We start from the raw sequence: 17,051 nt of genomic DNA, 5'->3' as shown, positions 1-17,051 counted from the left end.
CCGCGCCCGCTCCCGTACTCCAAGGAAATCCGAGGGTGCGGGCGCCCAAGCACCGGTGCCCCGGCCGGAACGAGTCCGGCCGGGGCACCGTGCTGTCGCCTTCGCGGGGCTTGTGGATCAGTCCCGCTGGGCGCCCTTGGGAAGCTGGCGCCACTTCACCTCGGTGGTGGTGTCGTACGTCCAGTCGAGCATCTTCTTCGCGTCCGGGTAGCGGTCCGCGTCGTTGAGCACGACTCCCACGACCTCCTTGTCACCGCGTTTGGCGGCGAACACCAGACAGGGTCCGGCGGGGGTGGTGGTCCCGGTCTTGACGCCGATCGCGCCCTGGTACGAGCCCAGCAACTGGTTGGTGTTGTCCCAGGAGTAGTACCGGGTGTTGCCGTTGGCCGCCGGTGCCTCCTGCTTGGTGGACACCGACTTGACAACCGTGTCGAACGTCGCGTTGTCCATGGCGCGGCGGGTCAGCTGCGCCAGGTCACGGGGCGTCGAGTAGTTGTCGCTGTCGGCCGAGACACCGTCGAAGGAGTCGTAGTTGGTGTTGGCCAGCCCCAGGTCCTTCGCCTTCGCGTTCATCTTGGAGATGAAGGACTTGGTGCGCTCGGCGGTGGTGTCGCCGGTGCCGAAGGTGTCGGCCAGCGCCATCGCCGCGTCACAGCCGGACGGCAGCATCAACGCGTACAGCAACTGGTTGACGGTGAGCTTGTCACCGGTCTGCAGGTCCGCCGTGCTGGCGCCCGCCTTGGTGACATAGTCGCGGTATTCCTGCTTGACGGTGACCTGCTGGTTGAGGTCCAGACCTCGGGTCTCGAGCACCACGAGGGCAGTCATGATCTTGGTGGTGCTCGCCATCGGACGCTTGGTGTTGGCGTCCTTGGCCATCAGCTCCTTGTTGGAACCGGTGTCGAGCAGGTAGGCGCCCTGGGCGCTGACCTCCGGTGGCGGCTCGGCCGAAGCCTGGGCCATCGCCACCGGGACCGCGATCGCTACGGCCACCGTGGACGCGACCGCCGCGACTCTCCAGCGGGGGGTCACGATTCCACGACGTTTATGCATTCGCCCTCCTTTTCGGTTGTTGAAGATTGAGCGAGCGCATCGTCTCACCGGGCGAAACGCGGCCACGCTTCGGGGTATCGGCCAAGCGATGGCATCGGGGAAACAACTATTCCCCGCACCAGCACGGTTGATCCGCCACGGCCGTGCGGTCCGGTGCGTGCGCCCGTCGGTCTGCGACACTCATCGGGTGAGCCGGACACTCGATCACGATGTACTGCGCGGACGTGTCGCCGTCGTCGCCGGGGCGACCCGCGGTGCCGGGCGCGGGATCGCCGCCGCGCTGGGCGAGGCCGGCGCCACCGTCATCTGCACCGGGCGCAGCAGCGTGTCGGGCAGGGACGGGTCGGACTACGACCGGCCCGAGACGATCGAGGAGACGGCCGAGCTCGTCACGCGGCTCGGTGGCACCGGCATCGCCATCCGCACCGACCATCTCGACTCCGGGCAGGTCGGGCGGCTGGCCCAGCGCATCCGCCACGATCACGGCGGCATCGACGTCCTGGTCAACGACATCTGGGGCGCCGAGCGGCTCAAGGGCGGGCCCGCCGACTGGAACACCCCGATCTGGGAACACAGCCTCGACGACGGGCTGCGCATTCTGCGGCTCGGTCTGGACACCCACCTGATCACCTCGCATCACCTGCTGCCGCTGCTGATCGGCAAGCCGGGTGGTCTGCTCGTCGAGATGACCGACGGCACCGCCGCGTACAACGCCGACCGGTATCGCATCTCGGTCTTCTACGACCTGGTGAAGACCGCGGTGAACCGGCTGGCCTTCTCCCAGGGCCATGAGCTGGAGCCGTACGGGGCGACGGCGGTCGCCATCACACCGGGCTGGCTGCGCTCGGAGATGATGCTCGACGCCTACGGAGTCGGCGAGGACAACTGGCGTGACGCCTTGCTGCCGGACAGGGGCGAGGCTCGCCCGACGGCCCCCGGAGGCTTCGCGTCCTCCGAGTCCCCTCGTTACGTCGGCCGCGCCATCGCCGCGCTGGCCGCCGATCCCGACCGGGCGAGGTGGAACCAGCGGTCGGTGAGCTCCGCCGAGCTCGCCAGGGAGTACGGATTCACCGACATCGACGGGGCGCAGCCCGACAGCTGGACCGCGACCTGACAGAGATCCCGCCAGGGCTGATCAACGCGTCACGCACGTGGCGCCGGGTGTTCTGGCCGCTCTGCCACCGCCCGGGGCGGTTCGGCGCCACGCCACGGTTCGGCGCCACGCCGTCGCGCGGCCCGTCGGCACACCGCGAAACCGGCAATGGCCAGCAGCAGATAGGCGGGGACGAGCAGCACCGCGTCCGGTGTCGTCTGCTCGGTGTGCCAGCCCGCACCGCGCCGGTCGCCCTCCAGCACGATCCGGTTGACGGTCAGGAAGGTCAGATGGGTGCCGATGGCGGCCCACAGCGGAGCCCGGCCCACGGCCGTCCGGGCCGCGACGAGCGTCAGTCCGAACACGGTCAGGAGGATGAGGTAGTCGACGGGGTTCTGCCCGTCCGGTGCGAACCCGATCGGTTCCGGATCGCCGCCGACCAGATGCGTGGTCGCGGCCCCGACCACGGTCGATGCCCCCGGCACCAGCAGGAACACCGCCGTCGTGCCGAGGGCCGACACGGCAGCGCCGAACCGTGTGCGGAGTGAGGTCCACGCGTAGCCGCGCAGGGTCGTCTCCTCCGGCAGGGCTTCGAGCAGGAAGGCGACCACCCCGTTCGAGAGGATGAACTCGGCGAGGGTGGCGGGCTCGATACGCGACCAGCGCAGCATGCCCGCGGCGGTACCCGCGCCGAGAACGAGGGCGGCCGCTGCCGCCGTCACCCCTACCCCGGTCAGCAGCGCACGCAGGCTCGCGCCCGCCCCGCCGAACCCGAGCAACGCAGGGGACCGGCGCCCCCGGTGTAGGAGGAGGAGTACGAGTGGCACGGCCAGCGCCGTGACCAGCGCGCCCGGTAGCACCCGGGCCGCGAAGCCGGTGAGGCCGAGGGCGTCGGCGCCGACCGGACCCAGGGCCGTGCCGACACCGAGTGCCGTGGCCATCACCAGACCACCGGTCAGCGCCCGGAGCAGGGCGGCGGCGGTCGAGGGGGCGGGCGTACCGGTGTGCGGCTCGGTCATGGGGAGGTCCTCCGGGAAGTGCGGTGACTCCAGCCATCCTCACGTCCCACATCGCCACGAAGCTCGTAGCTACTGATGAAACCGCCCATACATCCTTCGGCGTACCGCGCGTCCGTGGTCTGAGCCCACCGGCCGGGGCGGACCGCCCACGAAGCCGACCGTCCGCTCGCGGGAGCCGCTCGACACCGCGCCGGTCAGCGGGGGCGGGCGGTCGCGCAGCGTACGCAGGTGTCCGCCGCCGGGCGCACCTCCAGGCGTTCCGCCGGGATCGGCTCGCCACACACCGCGCACCGCCCGTAGTCGTCGCGGTCCAGCCGCTCCAGCGCCTCGTCCAGCGCGGTCAGATGATCGCATGCCTGTGCCAGCAAGGCGGCGACATGGGCCCGCTCGAAGGCGGTGCTCGACCCCTCCGGGTCGTGCTCGTCGTCGACCGCCACCAGGGCGTTCGACGCGACGATCCCCTCGAATTCACGGTTCAGGGCCGCGATCCGCTCCCTGGTGCCGGCGTGCTCGGCCACCAGCCGTTCACGGATGGCCGCGCGCTCGGCCCGAGACAGAGCGGCATCACGGGATGAATCGCTCATGCCGTCATAACCTCGGCGCCCCCGTCCGCATTCCGGTTCGCACCGGAAGTCTTGACGTCTCCGGGGTGCGATGCAATGGATGGGAGCGCTCCCAAATTCGCTGTTGCGGATGCCATCACACGCCCACTCCTTGGAGTCATGATGAGACGGAAGAGATCTCTGGCCGCCTTACTGGCCTTATTGGTCAGCCTTCTCGGGATCGCGGGTCTCGGCCGGACCGCCCATGCCGAGCCGGCCCGCCCGCAGACCCCCCTGGCCCCCCTTGCCCCCCTTGCCCCCCTGGCCACGGGGCTGCACATCAGCGACGGCCGCCTGCTGGAGGGCAACGGCAACGACTTCGTCATGCGCGGTGTCAACCACGCACACACCTGGTATCCGGGCGAGACGCGGTCGCTGGCCGACATCAAGGCCCTGGGCGCCAACACCGTCCGGGTCGTCCTCTCCAACGGCCACCGCTGGGCCAAGAACAGCCCCGAGGACGTGGCCGCCATCGTCGCCCAGTGCAAGGCCAATCGGCTCATCTGCGTACTGGAAGTGCACGACACCACCGGCTATGGCGAGGATGCCGCGGCCGCCTCGCTCGACCAGGCGGCCGACTACTGGATCGGCCTCAAGAGCGTGCTCACCGGCCAGGAGAACTACGTCGTCATCAACATCGGCAACGAACCCTGGGGCAACACCGACCCGGCCGGCTGGACCGCCCCCACCGTCGCCGCCGTCCAGAAGCTGCGCAATGCCGGGTTCCAGCACACCATCATGGTGGACGCGCCCAACTGGGGACAGGACCTGCAGAACGTGATGCGCACCAACGCGCGGACCGTCTACGACGCCGACTCCACCGGCAACCTGATCTTCTCGATCCACATGTACAGCGTCTACGACACGGCGCAGGAGATCACCGACTATCTGAACGCCTTCGTGGCCGCCAGGCTGCCCATCCTCATCGGCGAGTTCGGCGGGCCCTCCGACCAGTGGGGCGATCCGGACGAGAACACCATGATGGCCACCGCCCAGCGGCTGAAGCTGGGCTACCTGGCCTGGTCCTGGAGCGGCAACACCGATCCCATCCTGGACCTGGCCACCGACTTCGACCCCACCAAGCTCACCGACTGGGGCAAGCGCGTCTTCAACGGCCCCGACGGCATCGCCGAGACCTCCCGCGAGGCCACCATCTACGGCGGTGGCTCCGATGCCGGTTGCACGGTCGGCTACCGCGTGGCCAATGAATGGGGCAACGGCTTCCAGGGCGAGATCACCATCCGCAACACCGGCGCCGCCGCCATCACCGGCTGGACCCTGGGGTTCACCTTCGCCAACGGCCAGGCCATCACCAATATGTGGGGCGGCACACCCCGGCAGGCCGGCGCCGCGGTGACCGTCACCCCGGCCTCCTACACCGCCACCATCCCCGCCCGTGGCGCGGTCACCCTCGGCTTCACCGCCGACAAGGACGGCACCAACTCCGCGCCGACCGCCTTCACCCTCAACGGCGGCGTCTGTGCCACCGGCTAGTACCGGGAATGCGGGGCGGTGGTGAAATGTTAAACTACCCGCACACCCCGTGCTCGGCGCCGGCCGGACTCCCCCGTGCCGGCCGGCGCCGATTCCCTCCCCGCCGCGTCACCCGAGCGGGGGCTCGGCTCAGTGCAGGGACGCCACCGAGTCCTGGCTGAACGGAATGAGCTCGCTCATCCGGTCGTTCAGGACCTTGTCGGCCCACTGAGGGTCGGCGAGCAGTGCGCGTCCGACGGCGACGAGGTCGAACTCGTCCCGCTCGAGACGGTCGAGGAGCCGCTCGATGGTGTCCACGGCCGCGTTCGCACCGGAGAGGGAGCCGGGTTGGAAGACGGTGTCCAGACCGACCGAGCCGACGGTGATGACGGGCTTGCCGGTGACCTTCTTTGCCCATCCGGCGATGTTCAGGTCCGATCCCGTGTCGGGGAACTCGGCCTGCCAGTGGCGGCGTCCGGAGGCGTGGAACGCGTCGACCCCCGCCTCCGCCAGCGGGGTGAGCACGGCTTCCAGTTCCTTGGGGTTCTCGGCGAGCCGGACGTCGTAGTGTTCGGACTTCCACTGGGAGAACCGGAGCACGACGGGGAAGTCGGGCGCGACCTGTTCGCGGATGGCGGCCACCAGGTCGGCGGCGAACGTGGTACGCGAGGCCAGATCGCCGCCGTAGCCGTCGGCGCGCCGGTTGGTGCGCTCCCAGAGGAACTGGTCGATGAGATAGCCGTGCGCGCCATGCAGTTCCACACCGTCGAAACCGATCCGCTCGGCCTCCCGTGCGGCCTTGGCGAAGGCGCCGATGACGTCGTCGATGTCGGCGAGGGTCATCGTCCCGCCCGCTCCGGGCGTGCCGTCCAGCGCGATCCCGGACGGTCCCACGGACGGGGCGTCGGGGAACGGCGGGGCTCCCGCGGGCCGCTGTATTCCCACGTGCCAGAGCTGGGGCATGATCGCGCCACCGTGTGTGTGCACGGCGTCGACGACCTTTTGCCACCCGGCGAGTTGCTCCTCGCCGTGGAACCGGGGTACGCCATCGAGGAAACCGGCGGACCGGTGGTCGACGGTGGTGCCCTCGGTGATGATCAGGCCGGTCCCCGCCTCTGCCCGGCGCGCGTAGTAGGCGGCGACGTCCTCACCGGGAATGCCATCGGGGGATTGTCTGCGGGTCATGGGTGCCATGACGATCCTGTTCGGCAACTTGGCCGAGCCCAGTGCGAACGGGCGGGACAGTGGCGTGGCCACGCGGGTGTTCACCGTGTCGCTCTCCTGCCGTGTCGTTCCGGGGTGGTTTCCCCGGAGTTCGAAAGTGTGAATCTGAAAGGTACAGTTTTCATGGCGTAAACTGCAACCGTATCAATTACATTTTAGGGAAACGGCGGAACGGCACCGTCGAGTAGGCTGTGCCACGATCTGTGCGCGGAGGTGGAGACCTTGTTGGACATCCGGTTCTCCCGTGCGCTGCAGCTGATGCTCTTCCTCGCGGTCGCCGCCGAGGACGACGGCGCACCGCTGAGCTCCGCCGAGCTGGCCCGCGTGCTGAACACCAACCCGAGCCTGGTCCGCAAGCTCCTCGTCCCGCTGACGGAGGAGGGGCTGGTCGTCTGCGTCAAGGGCCGCACCGGTGGGGCCAGGCTGGGGCGGCCGACCGACCGGATCACCCTGGCGGAGGTCTACCGCTGCGCCGTCGGTGACAAGCCACTGTGGGCCTGCTCGCCCGGAGTGGAGCCCGTGTGCCAGGTGACCGCACACGCCGGTGAATACTTCGCCGCGCTCACCGCGGAGGCCGAGGAAGCGGTGCTCGACTCGCTGGGCGACCGCACGCTCGCGGACAGTGTGCGTGAACTGCGCCGCCTCGATACGGGACGCGCGCGACAGCGCTGATTCGCCTCCCCCGAGCCTCGCCTCCCCGAGCCTCGCGTTCACATCGCCGGAACGCCAGTGCCCCCGTCCGGCTCGGACCCGGCCGCCTGGCGCAGGTGTTCGGCGAGTGCCGCGGTGGCGGTTGACGAGGTCCGCGACGCCTTCTCGCCCCAGGCCAGCAGATGGGTGCGGCGTGCCCAGGGATCCTGGAGCTCGCACACATCGAGTGGCCGGCCGGGGGCGATGGCGCGGCGTGGCACGACCGCGAGTCCCACACCGGCGGCCGCGAGGGAGACAAGGGTGGGGAGGTGGGCGACGGTGGTGCGGTACCGCACCGCTGGAGCGTGCGGACCCAGGTGCTTCTCGATCGAGCGCCGCAGCGAGGAGCCCGCGTCGAGCCCCACGAGCGGGTGCTCGGCGACCTCGCGGTAGGCCACCGTGGTGCGCCCCGCGAGGATCCCGCCGGACTGGCCGATCACCACCAGGGAGTCATCGCAGAGGGGTTCCATGGTGAGACCGCAGTCGCGGGCCTCGGTGTCGAGAACGACACCCAGGTCCGCCTCGCCGTCCGCGAGCAACCGCACGGTCCGTGGGGTGCGGCTCTCGGACGCCGTGACGTCGACGTCCGGGTGCGCGCGGAGGAACGAGACCAGGGCCCTCGGTACGAGGTGATGCATCGCCGAGCCGCCGCCCAGCAGGGTCAGTGGCGCGGTCGGGGGCCGGGCGTAGCTCGCCACGGCGCTTTCGAGGCGCGCCGTCTGGGCGAGCACATCGCGTGCGTGGCGGGCCAGTGCGGTCCCCGCCGGGGTGGGGCGCACCCCCCGCCGGCCACGGATCAGCAGGGCCACGCCCGCGTGGTGTTCGAGCGAGCGCACCCTGGCGCTGGCCGACGGGAGGCTCAGATGCATCCGGCGGGCGCCCGCCGTGATCGAGCCCTCCGCCACGATGTGAAGGAAGAGCCGCAGGTCGTCCAGGTCATAACGCACCCTGACGAGCCTATGGCACAGCCTTGCGCAGGCTACGTGGATCACGCATTGTGCGCCCACGGGCCGTGGGGCGATGCTCGGCGGGTGTCCGAGATGGTGATTGTTCTGCTGGCGGGTGTGGCCGCCGGGGCGTTGAACGCCGTCGGCGGCGGGGGCACGTTCGTGGCGCTTCCCGCCCTGGTCGCGGCCGGTCTGTCCCCCGTGACGGCGAACGCCTCCTCGACCGTGGCCCTCGTACCCGGGACCGTGGCGAGCGCGTGGGTCTACCGGCGCGACCTCACCCCCGTCGGGGGCACGTCCACGCGGGCGCTGACCGTGGTCAGTGTGATCGGCGGCGGGCTCGGTGCCGGTCTGCTGCTGACGCTGCCCGCGGTGTCGTTCGACGCCGCGGTGCCCTGGCTGCTCGCCTTCGCCACGGTGATCCTCGCCTTCGGGCGCCATGTCTCCCGTGTGGTGAGCGACGCGAAGGGCCATGCGGTCGGCATGAGCCCCCGGACCGTCCTGATCGGCCAGTTCCTCCTCGCCGTGTACGGCGGCTACTTCGGCGGTGCCGTCGGCATCATGATGCTGGCCGTGTGGAGCATCGGCCTCGGCCTCGACACCTCGGCCGGCAACCCGATGCGAGTCGCCCAGCTCGCGGCCATCTATCTCAGCGCGACCGGGCTGTTCCTCATCGCCTCGGACGCGCTGAGCGCACCGTCTGTGCTCATCACCATGCTGGTCGGCGCGGTGGCCGGCGGGGTGGCGGGAGCGCACATCGCCCGTCGTCTCCCCGCGTGGCTGCTGCGCGGCGCCGTTCTGACCACCGCCGTCACCATGACCGTCCTGTACTTCCTCCGGGGCTGAGCAGGTGACTCAGCCCCGCAGGGGAGCGGATGAGCGGGGGAGGGGTGCTACGACAGCGTGTCGGCCACGACATGCGCCGCGTCCGCGATCAGCTTGTCGTCGGACTTGGCGTCCTTGTCACCGCGGTTCGACATGATCGCCACGACGATGGGAGCGGAGTCGGGCGGCCACACCACCGCGATGTCATTGCGGCCACCGTAGTAGCTGCCGCTTCCGGTCTTGTCGCCGACCTGCCAGTCCTTGGGCACCCCGGCCCTGATGAGCGCGTCCCCGGTGGTGTTGGTCCGCAGCCACTTCGTGAGCTGTGCGCGCTCTCCGTCGCCGAGGACATCGCCGAGCACGAACGCGCGCAGATCCTTTGCCATCGCCCGCGGGGTGCTCGTGTCCTGGGTGGAACCGGGGACCCAGCGACTCAACTCCGGCTCACGGCGGTCCATCTGGATGACGTCGTCGCCCATCTTCTCGAGCGTGGCGTCGAGGCCCTTGGGCCCGCCGAGCTCGTCGAAGAGCAGGTTGGCCGCCGCGTTGTCGCTGTAGCGGACGGCGGCGTCACACAGCGCGCCCAGGCTCATCCCGGTGTCGACGTGCTTCTCGGTCACGGGGGAGTTGTCGACGAGATCGTCCTTGGAGTACTTGATCACCCGGTCCAGCCCGCCCAGTTTGACCTTCCGCAGCACCGCACCGGCCTCCAGCGCCTTGAACGTGGAGGCGTAGCCGAACCGCTCACCGTCGCGATAGGCCACCTCGTGTCCGGTGCCGGTGTCGATGGCGTAGACACCCAGCCGCGCGTCGTAGGAGCGCTCCAGCTTCTTGAACTCGCCGGTGAACGACGCCGGGTCCGTGCCCGCCTTCGCCGCCAGATCCGTGGACGTGGACGACGCGCTCGACGTGCTCGACGACCTCGATGAGTCCGAGGATCCGTCCTGGCCGCAGGCCGTCAGCGGGACGAGAAGCGTGAGCGCGGTGAGCGCGCCGAGGGCGGTGTGCCGGGCACGGGGGAATCGCATGATCCTGACCTCCGGTTGGGCCCCCGTCACGCAGGGGCACAGGGGATGGAACGACCGGGCCCCTCGCCGGGGCGCGGCCGTGGGCATCGGGATCACCTTCGCCGTCGGGCGGCTATGCGGTCCAATACGCTCATGCGCTTCTTCATGCTGATCTGGCATAGAGTGCGGATGTGGATCTGGTGGGAGCGTGCCGGGCGTTCGTCAGCGTGAGCGAGCGTGGAAGCTTCACCGTCGGGGCGGCCGCTGCCCGGATGTCCCAGTCGGTGGCCAGCCGTCGCGTGGCCGCTCTGGAGGAGCGCTTCGGTGAGCAGCTCTTCGAGCGCACCTCACGGCGGGCCGTACTCACCCCTTTCGGGCGGGAGATGCTGCCGGTGGCCAGACAGCTCGTACAGGCGGCCGATGTGTTGCTGCACGAGGCCGAGGCCGCCAAGCGCAAGCCGTGGCGGCTCGCAGTGCCCGGCATCTGTTCCACGGCCGGTCTGGCCCGCCTCGTCGCCGAGGCACGCGGGCACGGGATCACGCTCGATCTCCGCGTGGCGGCGCCGGCGCAGCGCCTGGAGCTCATCCACGCGCAGCAGGTGCGGGCCGCCCTGCTCGCGGTGCCCGCGGGCGAGGCCACGTGGTCCGTGCCGCTCGGGCTCGCCGGAGTCCGGGATCCCGGTGTGCGGCGGGTCTATCTCGAAACGCTGCGGGTCGGCCGGGCCGCTCCGGGCCCGGCCCGCCGTATCTGGATCCAGCCGGAGGACGATGTGCCGCATATCCGCGATCCGCTGACCCGGCTGCGCGACGCGGTCGGTCTGCGGCCCGCCCAGCTCATGGCCGCCACCGACCTGACAACCGCCGCCGCCGAAGTCCTGTGCACCCGGGACCTGTTGCTGTGCTCTCCCGCGCAGGCGGCGGAACTCGCCTTGAAGTGGCGGCCCATCGGCGAGATCACGCTCGGCCGGGGGTTCGCTCTCGCCGCCGCCGCGGACGGCAATCCGCAGCCCATCGAAGGGCGCCTGGGCGGCGCCATCGCCCGCTGCCTCGGCGCGGACACCCGGGCGGACACCGAGGAAGGAACGGAAGCGTGAGCACCGAGACACTGCTGCGGGATCTGCGCGAGCAGTTGCGCGACGGAGGACTGCACGGCTGCCTGCTCGTACGGGATCTCCACACGGGGGACGAGCTGGGGATCGACCCGGACGCCCAGCTGCCGTCGGCCTCCCTGGTCAAGGTCCCGCTGGCGCTGGCGACGGCGGAGCGCATGCGGCGCGGCGAACTCGACGGAGCGACGATGCTCGACGTACCCCCGGGGCGGATCACCACGCCCGGTCCCACCGGGCTGAGCCGGTTCCGCCACCCCGCCCGGATCGCGATCGAGGATCTGCTCTACCTGAGCACGTCTGTGAGTGACGGAACGGCGGCCGACGCGCTGTTCGACCTCACCCCGCCCGCCCAGGTCGCCGAGATCCTCCAGGAACTCGGGCTGCGTGGCATCACCGTCCGGCACGGTATGCGCGAACTGACCGAAACCCCCGTGGAGCGTTTCGACGCCGAGCAGGTGCATCTCGCCCACGCCCTCGCCATCGACGCGGGCACCAGCGGCCGTGGCCACCGGGTGCCGCAACTCGACACCACCCGCGCCAATACCGGCAGCGCACGCGCCTGGGTGGACCTGCTCGGGGCCCTGTGGACACCGTCGAAAATCCATCCCGACGTGGCGCTGCACGTGCGCGACCTCATGGCCCACAACGTGCTGCGGCACCGGCTCGCCCCGGACTTCAGCTCCGACGCCACCACCTGGTCCTCCAAGACCGGCACCCTCCTCAACCTCCGCCATGAGATCGGCATCGTCGAGCACTCCGACGGTCAGGCGTTCGCCATCGCCGTGCTCACCGAGTCACTCGTGCCCGCGAGCACCCAGCCCGGCGCCGACGCCCTCATGGCGCAGGTGGCCCGCACCCTGCGTGACCACCTCCGGCAGCTCTAGGCCCTGTCGCAGGAGGGTGGTGACCAGCGCCGGAGGGTGGTGACCAGCCCGAGGCGGCTGGTCACCAGCCATGGTCAGAGGGTGCGGCCGAAGAGGTCGAGCAGGGCCTCCCAGTGGCGTTCGGCGGCCTCGGCGTTGTAGGAGACGGTGTCGGCCTGGGTGTAGCCGTGCTGCGCGCCCGTGTAGACCTCGGCGCGGTGGCGGACACCGGCCTCGGTGAGGGCCTTGTCCAGGCGCTCGATCTGCTCGGGCGGAAGGGAGTGGTCCTGGTCCGCGTGTCCGAAGTACAGCTCGGCGGTGACCTGTCCGGCCACCGTGTGCGGGCTGTCCGGTGCCTCGGTGGCCAGGTTGCCGCCGTGGAAACCGGCCGCCGCGGCAACGCGGTCGGGGTAGCTTCCGGCGGTACGCAGGGCCAGCCCGGCGCCCAGGCAGTAGCCGGTGATGCCCACGGGCCCGTCGGTGGCCTGCGGGCAGGAGGCCAGCCAGTCCAGATAGGTGCCGGCGTCGTTCATCGCGCGCTCGGGGGTGAGCTCCTGTGCGATCGGGAGGATGTCCTGGAAGATCTCCGGACGCGCCGCGAAGTCGAGGAAGTCGGGCAACTCCACCACGGGAGCACGCCCGTGGCGGTAGAAGACGTTGGGCGCCAGCACGGTGTAACCGGCCGCGGCCAGGCGGTCGGCCATCCCCCGCAGGTGGGGGCGGAGGCCGAAGGCGTCCATGTACAGCAGAACGGCCGGGTGGCGGTCGGTGTCGTCGGGATGGACCAGATAGGCATCGGCGATGCCGTCCCGGGTGGGGATGTCGACGGCTGTTCCGCGCACTGCGGTCATAAGGGGTTCCTTTCTGACATACCGGACGACGCGCATGAGCGCCGCCGACCAAGATCTCCGGGCCATCGTGCCACTCGCCGGCAGCGCGTCGGACGACACGCTCGCGATGGCCGATTCGCCCCACCGCTAGAGGCAGCCCTCGGGCAGGGCGGCCCCACCGGCGCATAGGTGTCTGATCGCCGCGGCGATCGAATAACAGTCGAAGAGCGCTGAATGCTCCCTGCCGGCCACGGGTTTGGGCAGATTGAGTGCTTCCCATAGCCGACCGGAGTTGGCCGATGCCGTTATCGGTGCGACGCTATTCAGCCATGGTCGGATATTCAGGAAGCCGGCGCTGAGAAAGCCGTTCTTGATCTCCTCCCCGCGCGCCCGGGCCCATCCCACGTTCTCCCCGAGGACGACCATGTCGTTGCCGTAGGAGAGCACGGACTGGCCCTGGCAGAACGCCAGGAAGTCGCTGAGCGCCTCGGCGGGGGCGACTCCCTCGCGGTCCACGGTTTCCTGGTCGATGCCCGTGAGGCCGGTGAAGAAAGGGGACAGCCGCGGGTTGACGACCGGCCTGACCAGCGCCTCGTATTCCTCGACAACGGAGTGGTCGTCAGCGGAATGACCGGTGCGGATGCGCAAGGCGCCGATTTGGACGATTTCGCGAAGCTGCCCCGGCTCCGACCAATCCTGCTCGAGCGATCCCGACCATGAGGTGAACTCAAGGTCGAACACGACAAACGTCGACAACCGGTCTCTCCTCGTTTCGGCGTGGGGCGGACGAACCGTATGAGCCGCTGCGCAGGAGACTACTCCTCTCCGAATACCTTCCCGGGCCGGGATCCCGGTGGGCCGCCGAGCGATGACGGGGCCGAAGACGGCGGTGGGCTTGGCGCCCAACGGCGTCCGAACGCCGGATGACATGGCGGTGCGGAAACTGCCCCGCCGTTCCGTGTCGGGAGCGGCCAGGTCGTCCATGGCCATTGACGCAGACGGTCGCCGGTCCTACCGTCAGGTTCGATTTCACGGTCAACGTACGAAATATCGAACCAGAGCAATGACATGCACCTGACATCCAACACTCGGCATGCACGGGGAGGGACACCCCCATGAAGGTTCCTTCAGGTCTCACGCGTCTCGCGAGGGTGAGAAAAGCGCTGCTGTCGGCGGGTACGACAGCGGCCCTCGTCTTCGGGCTCCTGGCCGGCGGCGCGGGCACGTCCCGGGCCGCGGCGTCCCTGCCGTGCGACATCTACGCCTCGGCCGGTACGCCCTGCGTGGCCGCGCACAGCACCACACGCGCCCTCTACGCATCCTTCAACGGCCCGCTCTATCAGCTCAAACGCGCCTCCGACGGTGGCGTGGCCGACGTGGGAACGCTGACGGCGGGCGGATACGCCGACGCCGCCCGGCAGGACTCCTTCTGCGCCGGAACGACCTGCGTCATCAACGTCATCTATGACCAGTCACCGCGCCACAACCACATGCCCATCGAACCGGCCGGGACCGCGGGTCCCGCCAACTCCGGTGTGCCCGCCGACGCGTTACCGGTGACCGCGGGCGGCCACCAGGTTTACGGCGCGTCCTTCTCCGGCCGCATGGGCTACCGGCACACCGCGGCCTCCGGTGTCGCCGTCAACGGCCGGCCCGAGGGTATGTACATGGTCACGTCCGGCACCCACGTCAATGGACTGTGCTGCTTCGACTACGGCAACGCCGAAGTGCAGATCGCCGACACCGGCAACGGCCACATGGACGCCATCAACTTCGGTACGGAGTGCTGGTTCCCGCCGTGCAGCGGATCCGGACCCTGGGTGCAGGCGGACCTGGAGAACGGCCTGTTCCAGTCGGACAGCGGCTACAGCAAGAACCCCTCGAACACCGGCAACTCGGCGCCCTTCGTCACCGCCCTGCTGAAGAACAACGGGCAGAACCACTTCGCCCTCAGGGACGGCAACGCCCAGTCCGGCAAGCTCACCACCCAGTACGCGGGGCCGGAGCCGTCCAGGCCGGGCTACTCGCCGATGCACCAGGAGGGCTCCATCGTCCTCGGGACCGGCGGTGACAACAGCAACGGGTCCATCGGGTCCTTCTTCGAAGGCGTGATGACCAGCGGCGTCCCGACCGACGCGGCCGACGACGCGGTGCAGGCCAACATCGTCTCCGTGGGCTACGGCGCGCCCAGCCCGGTCGCGGGCGGCACCCTCAACGCGGGCTCGACGATGTCCCTGCGAGCCACCACCCCCGGCTACACCGACCGCTACATCCGCCACCAGGCCAACAGCGCCGTCACCTCCGTGGTGTCCTCCGGAAGCTCCGCACTCGACAAGGGCGACGCGTCCTGGATCGTGCGGCGCGGCCTCGCCAACGCCTCGTGTGTGTCGTTCGAGTCGCGCAACTACCCCGGTGACTTCCTGCGGCACTACAACTACCAGTTGCTCCGGCAGCCGATGGACGGCACCGCGGTCTTCCGGGCCGACGCGACGTTCTGCCCCCAGACCGGCAAGAGCGGCCAGGGCACCTCGTTCGCTTCGTACAACTACCCCGACCGGTTCATCCGCCACTACGAGAACAAGGCATACATCGCGTCCAACGGAGGATCCAACGCCTTCGACAGCGCCACGTCGTGGGCCGATGACGTGAGCTGGCGGGTGTCCGCACCCTGGACGCCGTAGGTCGCCGTAGAGCGCCCTGGCCGGTACCAGCTCTCGGGGGAGTCTCAGTCGCGCAGGCTCATGCCGCCACAGACCGACCACACCTGGCCGTTGACCCACTCGGCGTCGTCCGAGAGGAGAAAGGCCACGGTGCCGGCCACGTCCGCGGGCTCGCCCAGCCGCGGACTACGGGCGATCTTCAGCGCCATGGCCTGCAGCCGCTGGTCGCCCCGCTGCTTCTGGGTGTCGCCCATGACCAGCCCGGGCGCCACGGCGTTGCAGCGGATGCCCTCCTTGCCCCACCGGGAGGCGATATGGCGGGTCAGCGCGTTGATCCCGGCCTTGGAGGCGGCATACGCGGGACGCCGGGGCTCCCCTCCCCAGGCCGCGCCGGAGGAGGTGTTGACGATGACGCCGCCGCCCTGGGCCAGCAGCCGTGGGATGACCGCCCGGCAGGTGAGGGCGTAGCCGAGGAGGTTCACCTCGTGGGTGCGCCGCCACAGGGCCGGGTCCATCTCCAGCAGATCGGTGTCCCGGCCCAGGTGGTCGTCCGAGAGGTCGGCGCCGACGTTGTAGAGCCCGTCGACCCCGCCGAACTCGGCGGCGGCCCGGTCGACCAGCGCACCGATCGACTCCTCGTCGGCGAGGTCGAACTCGACGGCGACCGCGGTGCCGCCGGCCTCGGCGATGCGCTGGGAGGTGGCCTTCGCACCCACGAGGTTGATGTCGCCGACGACGACCGAGGCGCCCTCCTCGGCGAGCCGCTCGGCCGTGGCGGCGCCGATCCCGGTGGCGCCGCCCGCGACGACGATCCTCTTGCCCTGAAGTCCTCGCATGCCGCTCTCCCGCTCACAGAGGTCTGGAACCGAAGAATCACCGTGAATCAGCATTCCTAGCATGGAACCCGGTGTCACAACAGGGCTCGGATCTCATAACTGCGATCGTGGTTCAGCCCAGCGGTAGAATCGCAGGGTGAACGGAACGGCGCGTACGAGCACGAGAGACATCGCGCGAGCGGCCATCCGGGCCGAGCTGGCCGAGGTGGCGTCCGGCCTGTTCCGGAGCAAGGGCTTCGAGAAGGTCACCATCAACGACCTGGCCGCGGCCGCCGGTGTCTCGCGCAGCACCTTCCTGCGCTACGTCGGCAGCAAGGAAGAGGCCGTCCTCAGCGCCTTCGACGCCTACGGCGAGCGGGCCGCCGACGCCCTGCGGGCCAGGCCCGCCGACGAGGACGACTGGACGGCTCTGCGGCGCGCACTGGACGTCGTCATCGCCTACCACCGCCGGGACCCGGTCAGCGCCCTCGCGACGACCCGTCTGGTCCGGAACACCCCCGCCCTGTGTGCCCGGCTGCTGGAGAAGCAGAACGGCTGGCGGCCCGTGCTGGCCCAGGCCCTCGCCGAGCGGCCCGGCGACGATCCGCGTCCCACGCCCCTGGCCCTGTCGGTGAAGGCCGCCGCCGCACTGGGCTGCCTGAACATCGCCCTCGACCACTGGACGGCCTCCGACGGCCGCCCCGACCTCACCGCCCTCCTGGACGAGGCGTTCGCCGCCCTCGCCGGGTGACCTCCCGCTCGGCATACTGGTCGGTGGGGCATCGTTCGCCGGCCGCCCAGGGGGAAGGTTTTCTCCCTGATTGCTTTCCTCCCGAGATGG

Annotated in this window: 17 protein-coding genes; 8 read left to right on the top strand and 9 right to left on the bottom strand. The window is 70.1% G+C overall.

All coding sequences use genetic code 11. The features are described 5' to 3' along the window. Window positions 1-117 precede the first annotated feature (117 nt). Window positions 118-1,053 carry a D-alanyl-D-alanine carboxypeptidase family protein gene (locus J5X86_RS26175; protein ID WP_208519172.1) on the bottom strand — a complete coding sequence of 312 codons (936 nt, stop codon included), beginning with the start codon at window positions 1,051-1,053 and terminating at the stop codon, window positions 118-120. Between the two features lie 187 nt (window positions 1,054-1,240). Here J5X86_RS26175 and J5X86_RS26170 point away from each other — a divergent pair, with 187 nt between their 5' ends. Further along, complete coding sequence (locus tag J5X86_RS26170) at window positions 1,241-2,167, top strand: SDR family oxidoreductase (RefSeq protein WP_208519171.1); 927 nt, start codon at window positions 1,241-1,243, stop codon at window positions 2,165-2,167. 29 nt (window positions 2,168-2,196) lie between these two features. Here J5X86_RS26170 and J5X86_RS26165 read toward each other — a convergent pair whose 3' ends face one another. Both J5X86_RS26165 and J5X86_RS26160 read right to left on the bottom strand, forming a co-directional pair. Then, entirely contained in the window at window positions 2,197-3,165 is a 969-nt protein-coding gene (locus tag J5X86_RS26165; RefSeq protein WP_208519170.1) for a type II CAAX prenyl endopeptidase Rce1 family protein, read from the bottom strand. 194 nt (window positions 3,166-3,359) lie between these two features. Next, the gene (locus J5X86_RS26160; protein ID WP_208519169.1) at window positions 3,360-3,749 is read right to left on the bottom strand and encodes a TraR/DksA C4-type zinc finger protein; all 390 of its coding nucleotides are present in this window, start codon (window positions 3,747-3,749) and stop codon (window positions 3,360-3,362) included. Window positions 3,750-3,890: 141 nt separating this feature from the next. Between J5X86_RS26160 and J5X86_RS26155 the strand changes: the two genes are divergently transcribed. After that, on the top strand, window positions 3,891-5,261 hold the full coding sequence (locus J5X86_RS26155) for a cellulase family glycosylhydrolase (protein ID WP_208519168.1): 1,371 nt from the start codon (window positions 3,891-3,893) through the stop codon (window positions 5,259-5,261). Window positions 5,262-5,390: 129 nt separating this feature from the next. On the opposite strand, the gene J5X86_RS26150 is transcribed toward J5X86_RS26155, so the two are convergent. Next, a complete protein-coding gene (locus J5X86_RS26150) occupies window positions 5,391-6,509 on the bottom strand; it encodes an NADH:flavin oxidoreductase (protein WP_208519167.1) in 1,119 nt (372 codons plus the stop codon). A gap of 168 nt (window positions 6,510-6,677) precedes the next feature. Here J5X86_RS26150 and J5X86_RS26145 point away from each other — a divergent pair, with 168 nt between their 5' ends. Beyond that, window positions 6,678-7,136, top strand: coding sequence for an Rrf2 family transcriptional regulator (locus J5X86_RS26145; RefSeq protein WP_308124722.1), 459 nt, complete (start codon window positions 6,678-6,680; stop codon window positions 7,134-7,136). 38 nt (window positions 7,137-7,174) lie between these two features. Here J5X86_RS26145 and J5X86_RS26140 read toward each other — a convergent pair whose 3' ends face one another. Then, a complete protein-coding gene (locus J5X86_RS26140; RefSeq protein ID WP_208519166.1) occupies window positions 7,175-8,101 on the bottom strand; it encodes a LysR family transcriptional regulator in 927 nt (308 codons plus the stop codon). Between the two features lie 93 nt (window positions 8,102-8,194). Here J5X86_RS26140 and J5X86_RS26135 point away from each other — a divergent pair, with 93 nt between their 5' ends. After that, window positions 8,195-8,947, top strand: coding sequence for a sulfite exporter TauE/SafE family protein (locus J5X86_RS26135; RefSeq protein WP_208519299.1), 753 nt, complete (start codon window positions 8,195-8,197; stop codon window positions 8,945-8,947). 47 nt (window positions 8,948-8,994) lie between these two features. On the opposite strand, the gene bla is transcribed toward J5X86_RS26135, so the two are convergent. Then, window positions 8,995-9,954, bottom strand: coding sequence for a class A beta-lactamase (gene bla / locus J5X86_RS26130; protein WP_208519165.1), 960 nt, complete (start codon window positions 9,952-9,954; stop codon window positions 8,995-8,997). Window positions 9,955-10,124: 170 nt separating this feature from the next. Here bla and J5X86_RS26125 point away from each other — a divergent pair, with 170 nt between their 5' ends. Together J5X86_RS26125 and J5X86_RS26120 are read left to right on the top strand one after the other, a co-directional pair. After that, window positions 10,125-11,027, top strand: coding sequence for a LysR family transcriptional regulator (locus tag J5X86_RS26125; protein ID WP_208519164.1), 903 nt, complete (start codon window positions 10,125-10,127; stop codon window positions 11,025-11,027). Next, window positions 11,024-11,926 carry a serine hydrolase gene (locus J5X86_RS26120; RefSeq protein WP_208519163.1) on the top strand — a complete coding sequence of 301 codons (903 nt, stop codon included), beginning with the start codon at window positions 11,024-11,026 and terminating at the stop codon, window positions 11,924-11,926. Before J5X86_RS26125 ends, J5X86_RS26120 begins: the two co-directional genes overlap by 4 nt. A 74-nt stretch (window positions 11,927-12,000) precedes the next feature. Here the strand turns inward: J5X86_RS26120 and J5X86_RS26115 are convergent, their stop codons facing one another. Both J5X86_RS26115 and J5X86_RS26110 read right to left on the bottom strand, forming a co-directional pair. After that, on the bottom strand, window positions 12,001-12,756 hold the full coding sequence (locus tag J5X86_RS26115; protein WP_208519162.1) for a dienelactone hydrolase family protein: 756 nt from the start codon (window positions 12,754-12,756) through the stop codon (window positions 12,001-12,003). Between the two features lie 126 nt (window positions 12,757-12,882). Beyond that, window positions 12,883-13,491: a 3'-5' exonuclease gene (locus J5X86_RS26110; RefSeq protein WP_208519161.1), complete on the bottom strand. Its 609-nt coding sequence runs from the start codon at window positions 13,489-13,491 to the stop codon at window positions 12,883-12,885. A 359-nt stretch (window positions 13,492-13,850) separates the two neighbouring features. Between J5X86_RS26110 and J5X86_RS26105 the strand changes: the two genes are divergently transcribed. Next, a complete protein-coding gene (locus J5X86_RS26105) occupies window positions 13,851-15,416 on the top strand; it encodes an alpha-L-arabinofuranosidase B (protein ID WP_208519160.1) in 1,566 nt (521 codons plus the stop codon). A 44-nt stretch (window positions 15,417-15,460) separates the two neighbouring features. Here J5X86_RS26105 and J5X86_RS26100 read toward each other — a convergent pair whose 3' ends face one another. Beyond that, entirely contained in the window at window positions 15,461-16,231 is a 771-nt protein-coding gene (locus J5X86_RS26100) for an SDR family NAD(P)-dependent oxidoreductase (protein ID WP_208519159.1), read from the bottom strand. Between the two features lie 136 nt (window positions 16,232-16,367). Between J5X86_RS26100 and J5X86_RS26095 the strand changes: the two genes are divergently transcribed. Next, on the top strand, window positions 16,368-16,961 hold the full coding sequence (locus tag J5X86_RS26095; RefSeq protein ID WP_308124720.1) for a TetR/AcrR family transcriptional regulator: 594 nt from the start codon (window positions 16,368-16,370) through the stop codon (window positions 16,959-16,961). The last annotated feature ends 90 nt before the right edge of the window (window positions 16,962-17,051 follow it).

The sequence above is a fragment of the Streptomyces sp. NEAU-YJ-81 genome, from assembly GCF_017592595.1.
Taxonomy (GTDB): Bacteria; Actinomycetota; Actinomycetes; order Streptomycetales; family Streptomycetaceae; genus Streptomyces; species Streptomyces hygroscopicus_B.
This window is presented reverse-complemented; position numbering and strand designations above follow the sequence as displayed.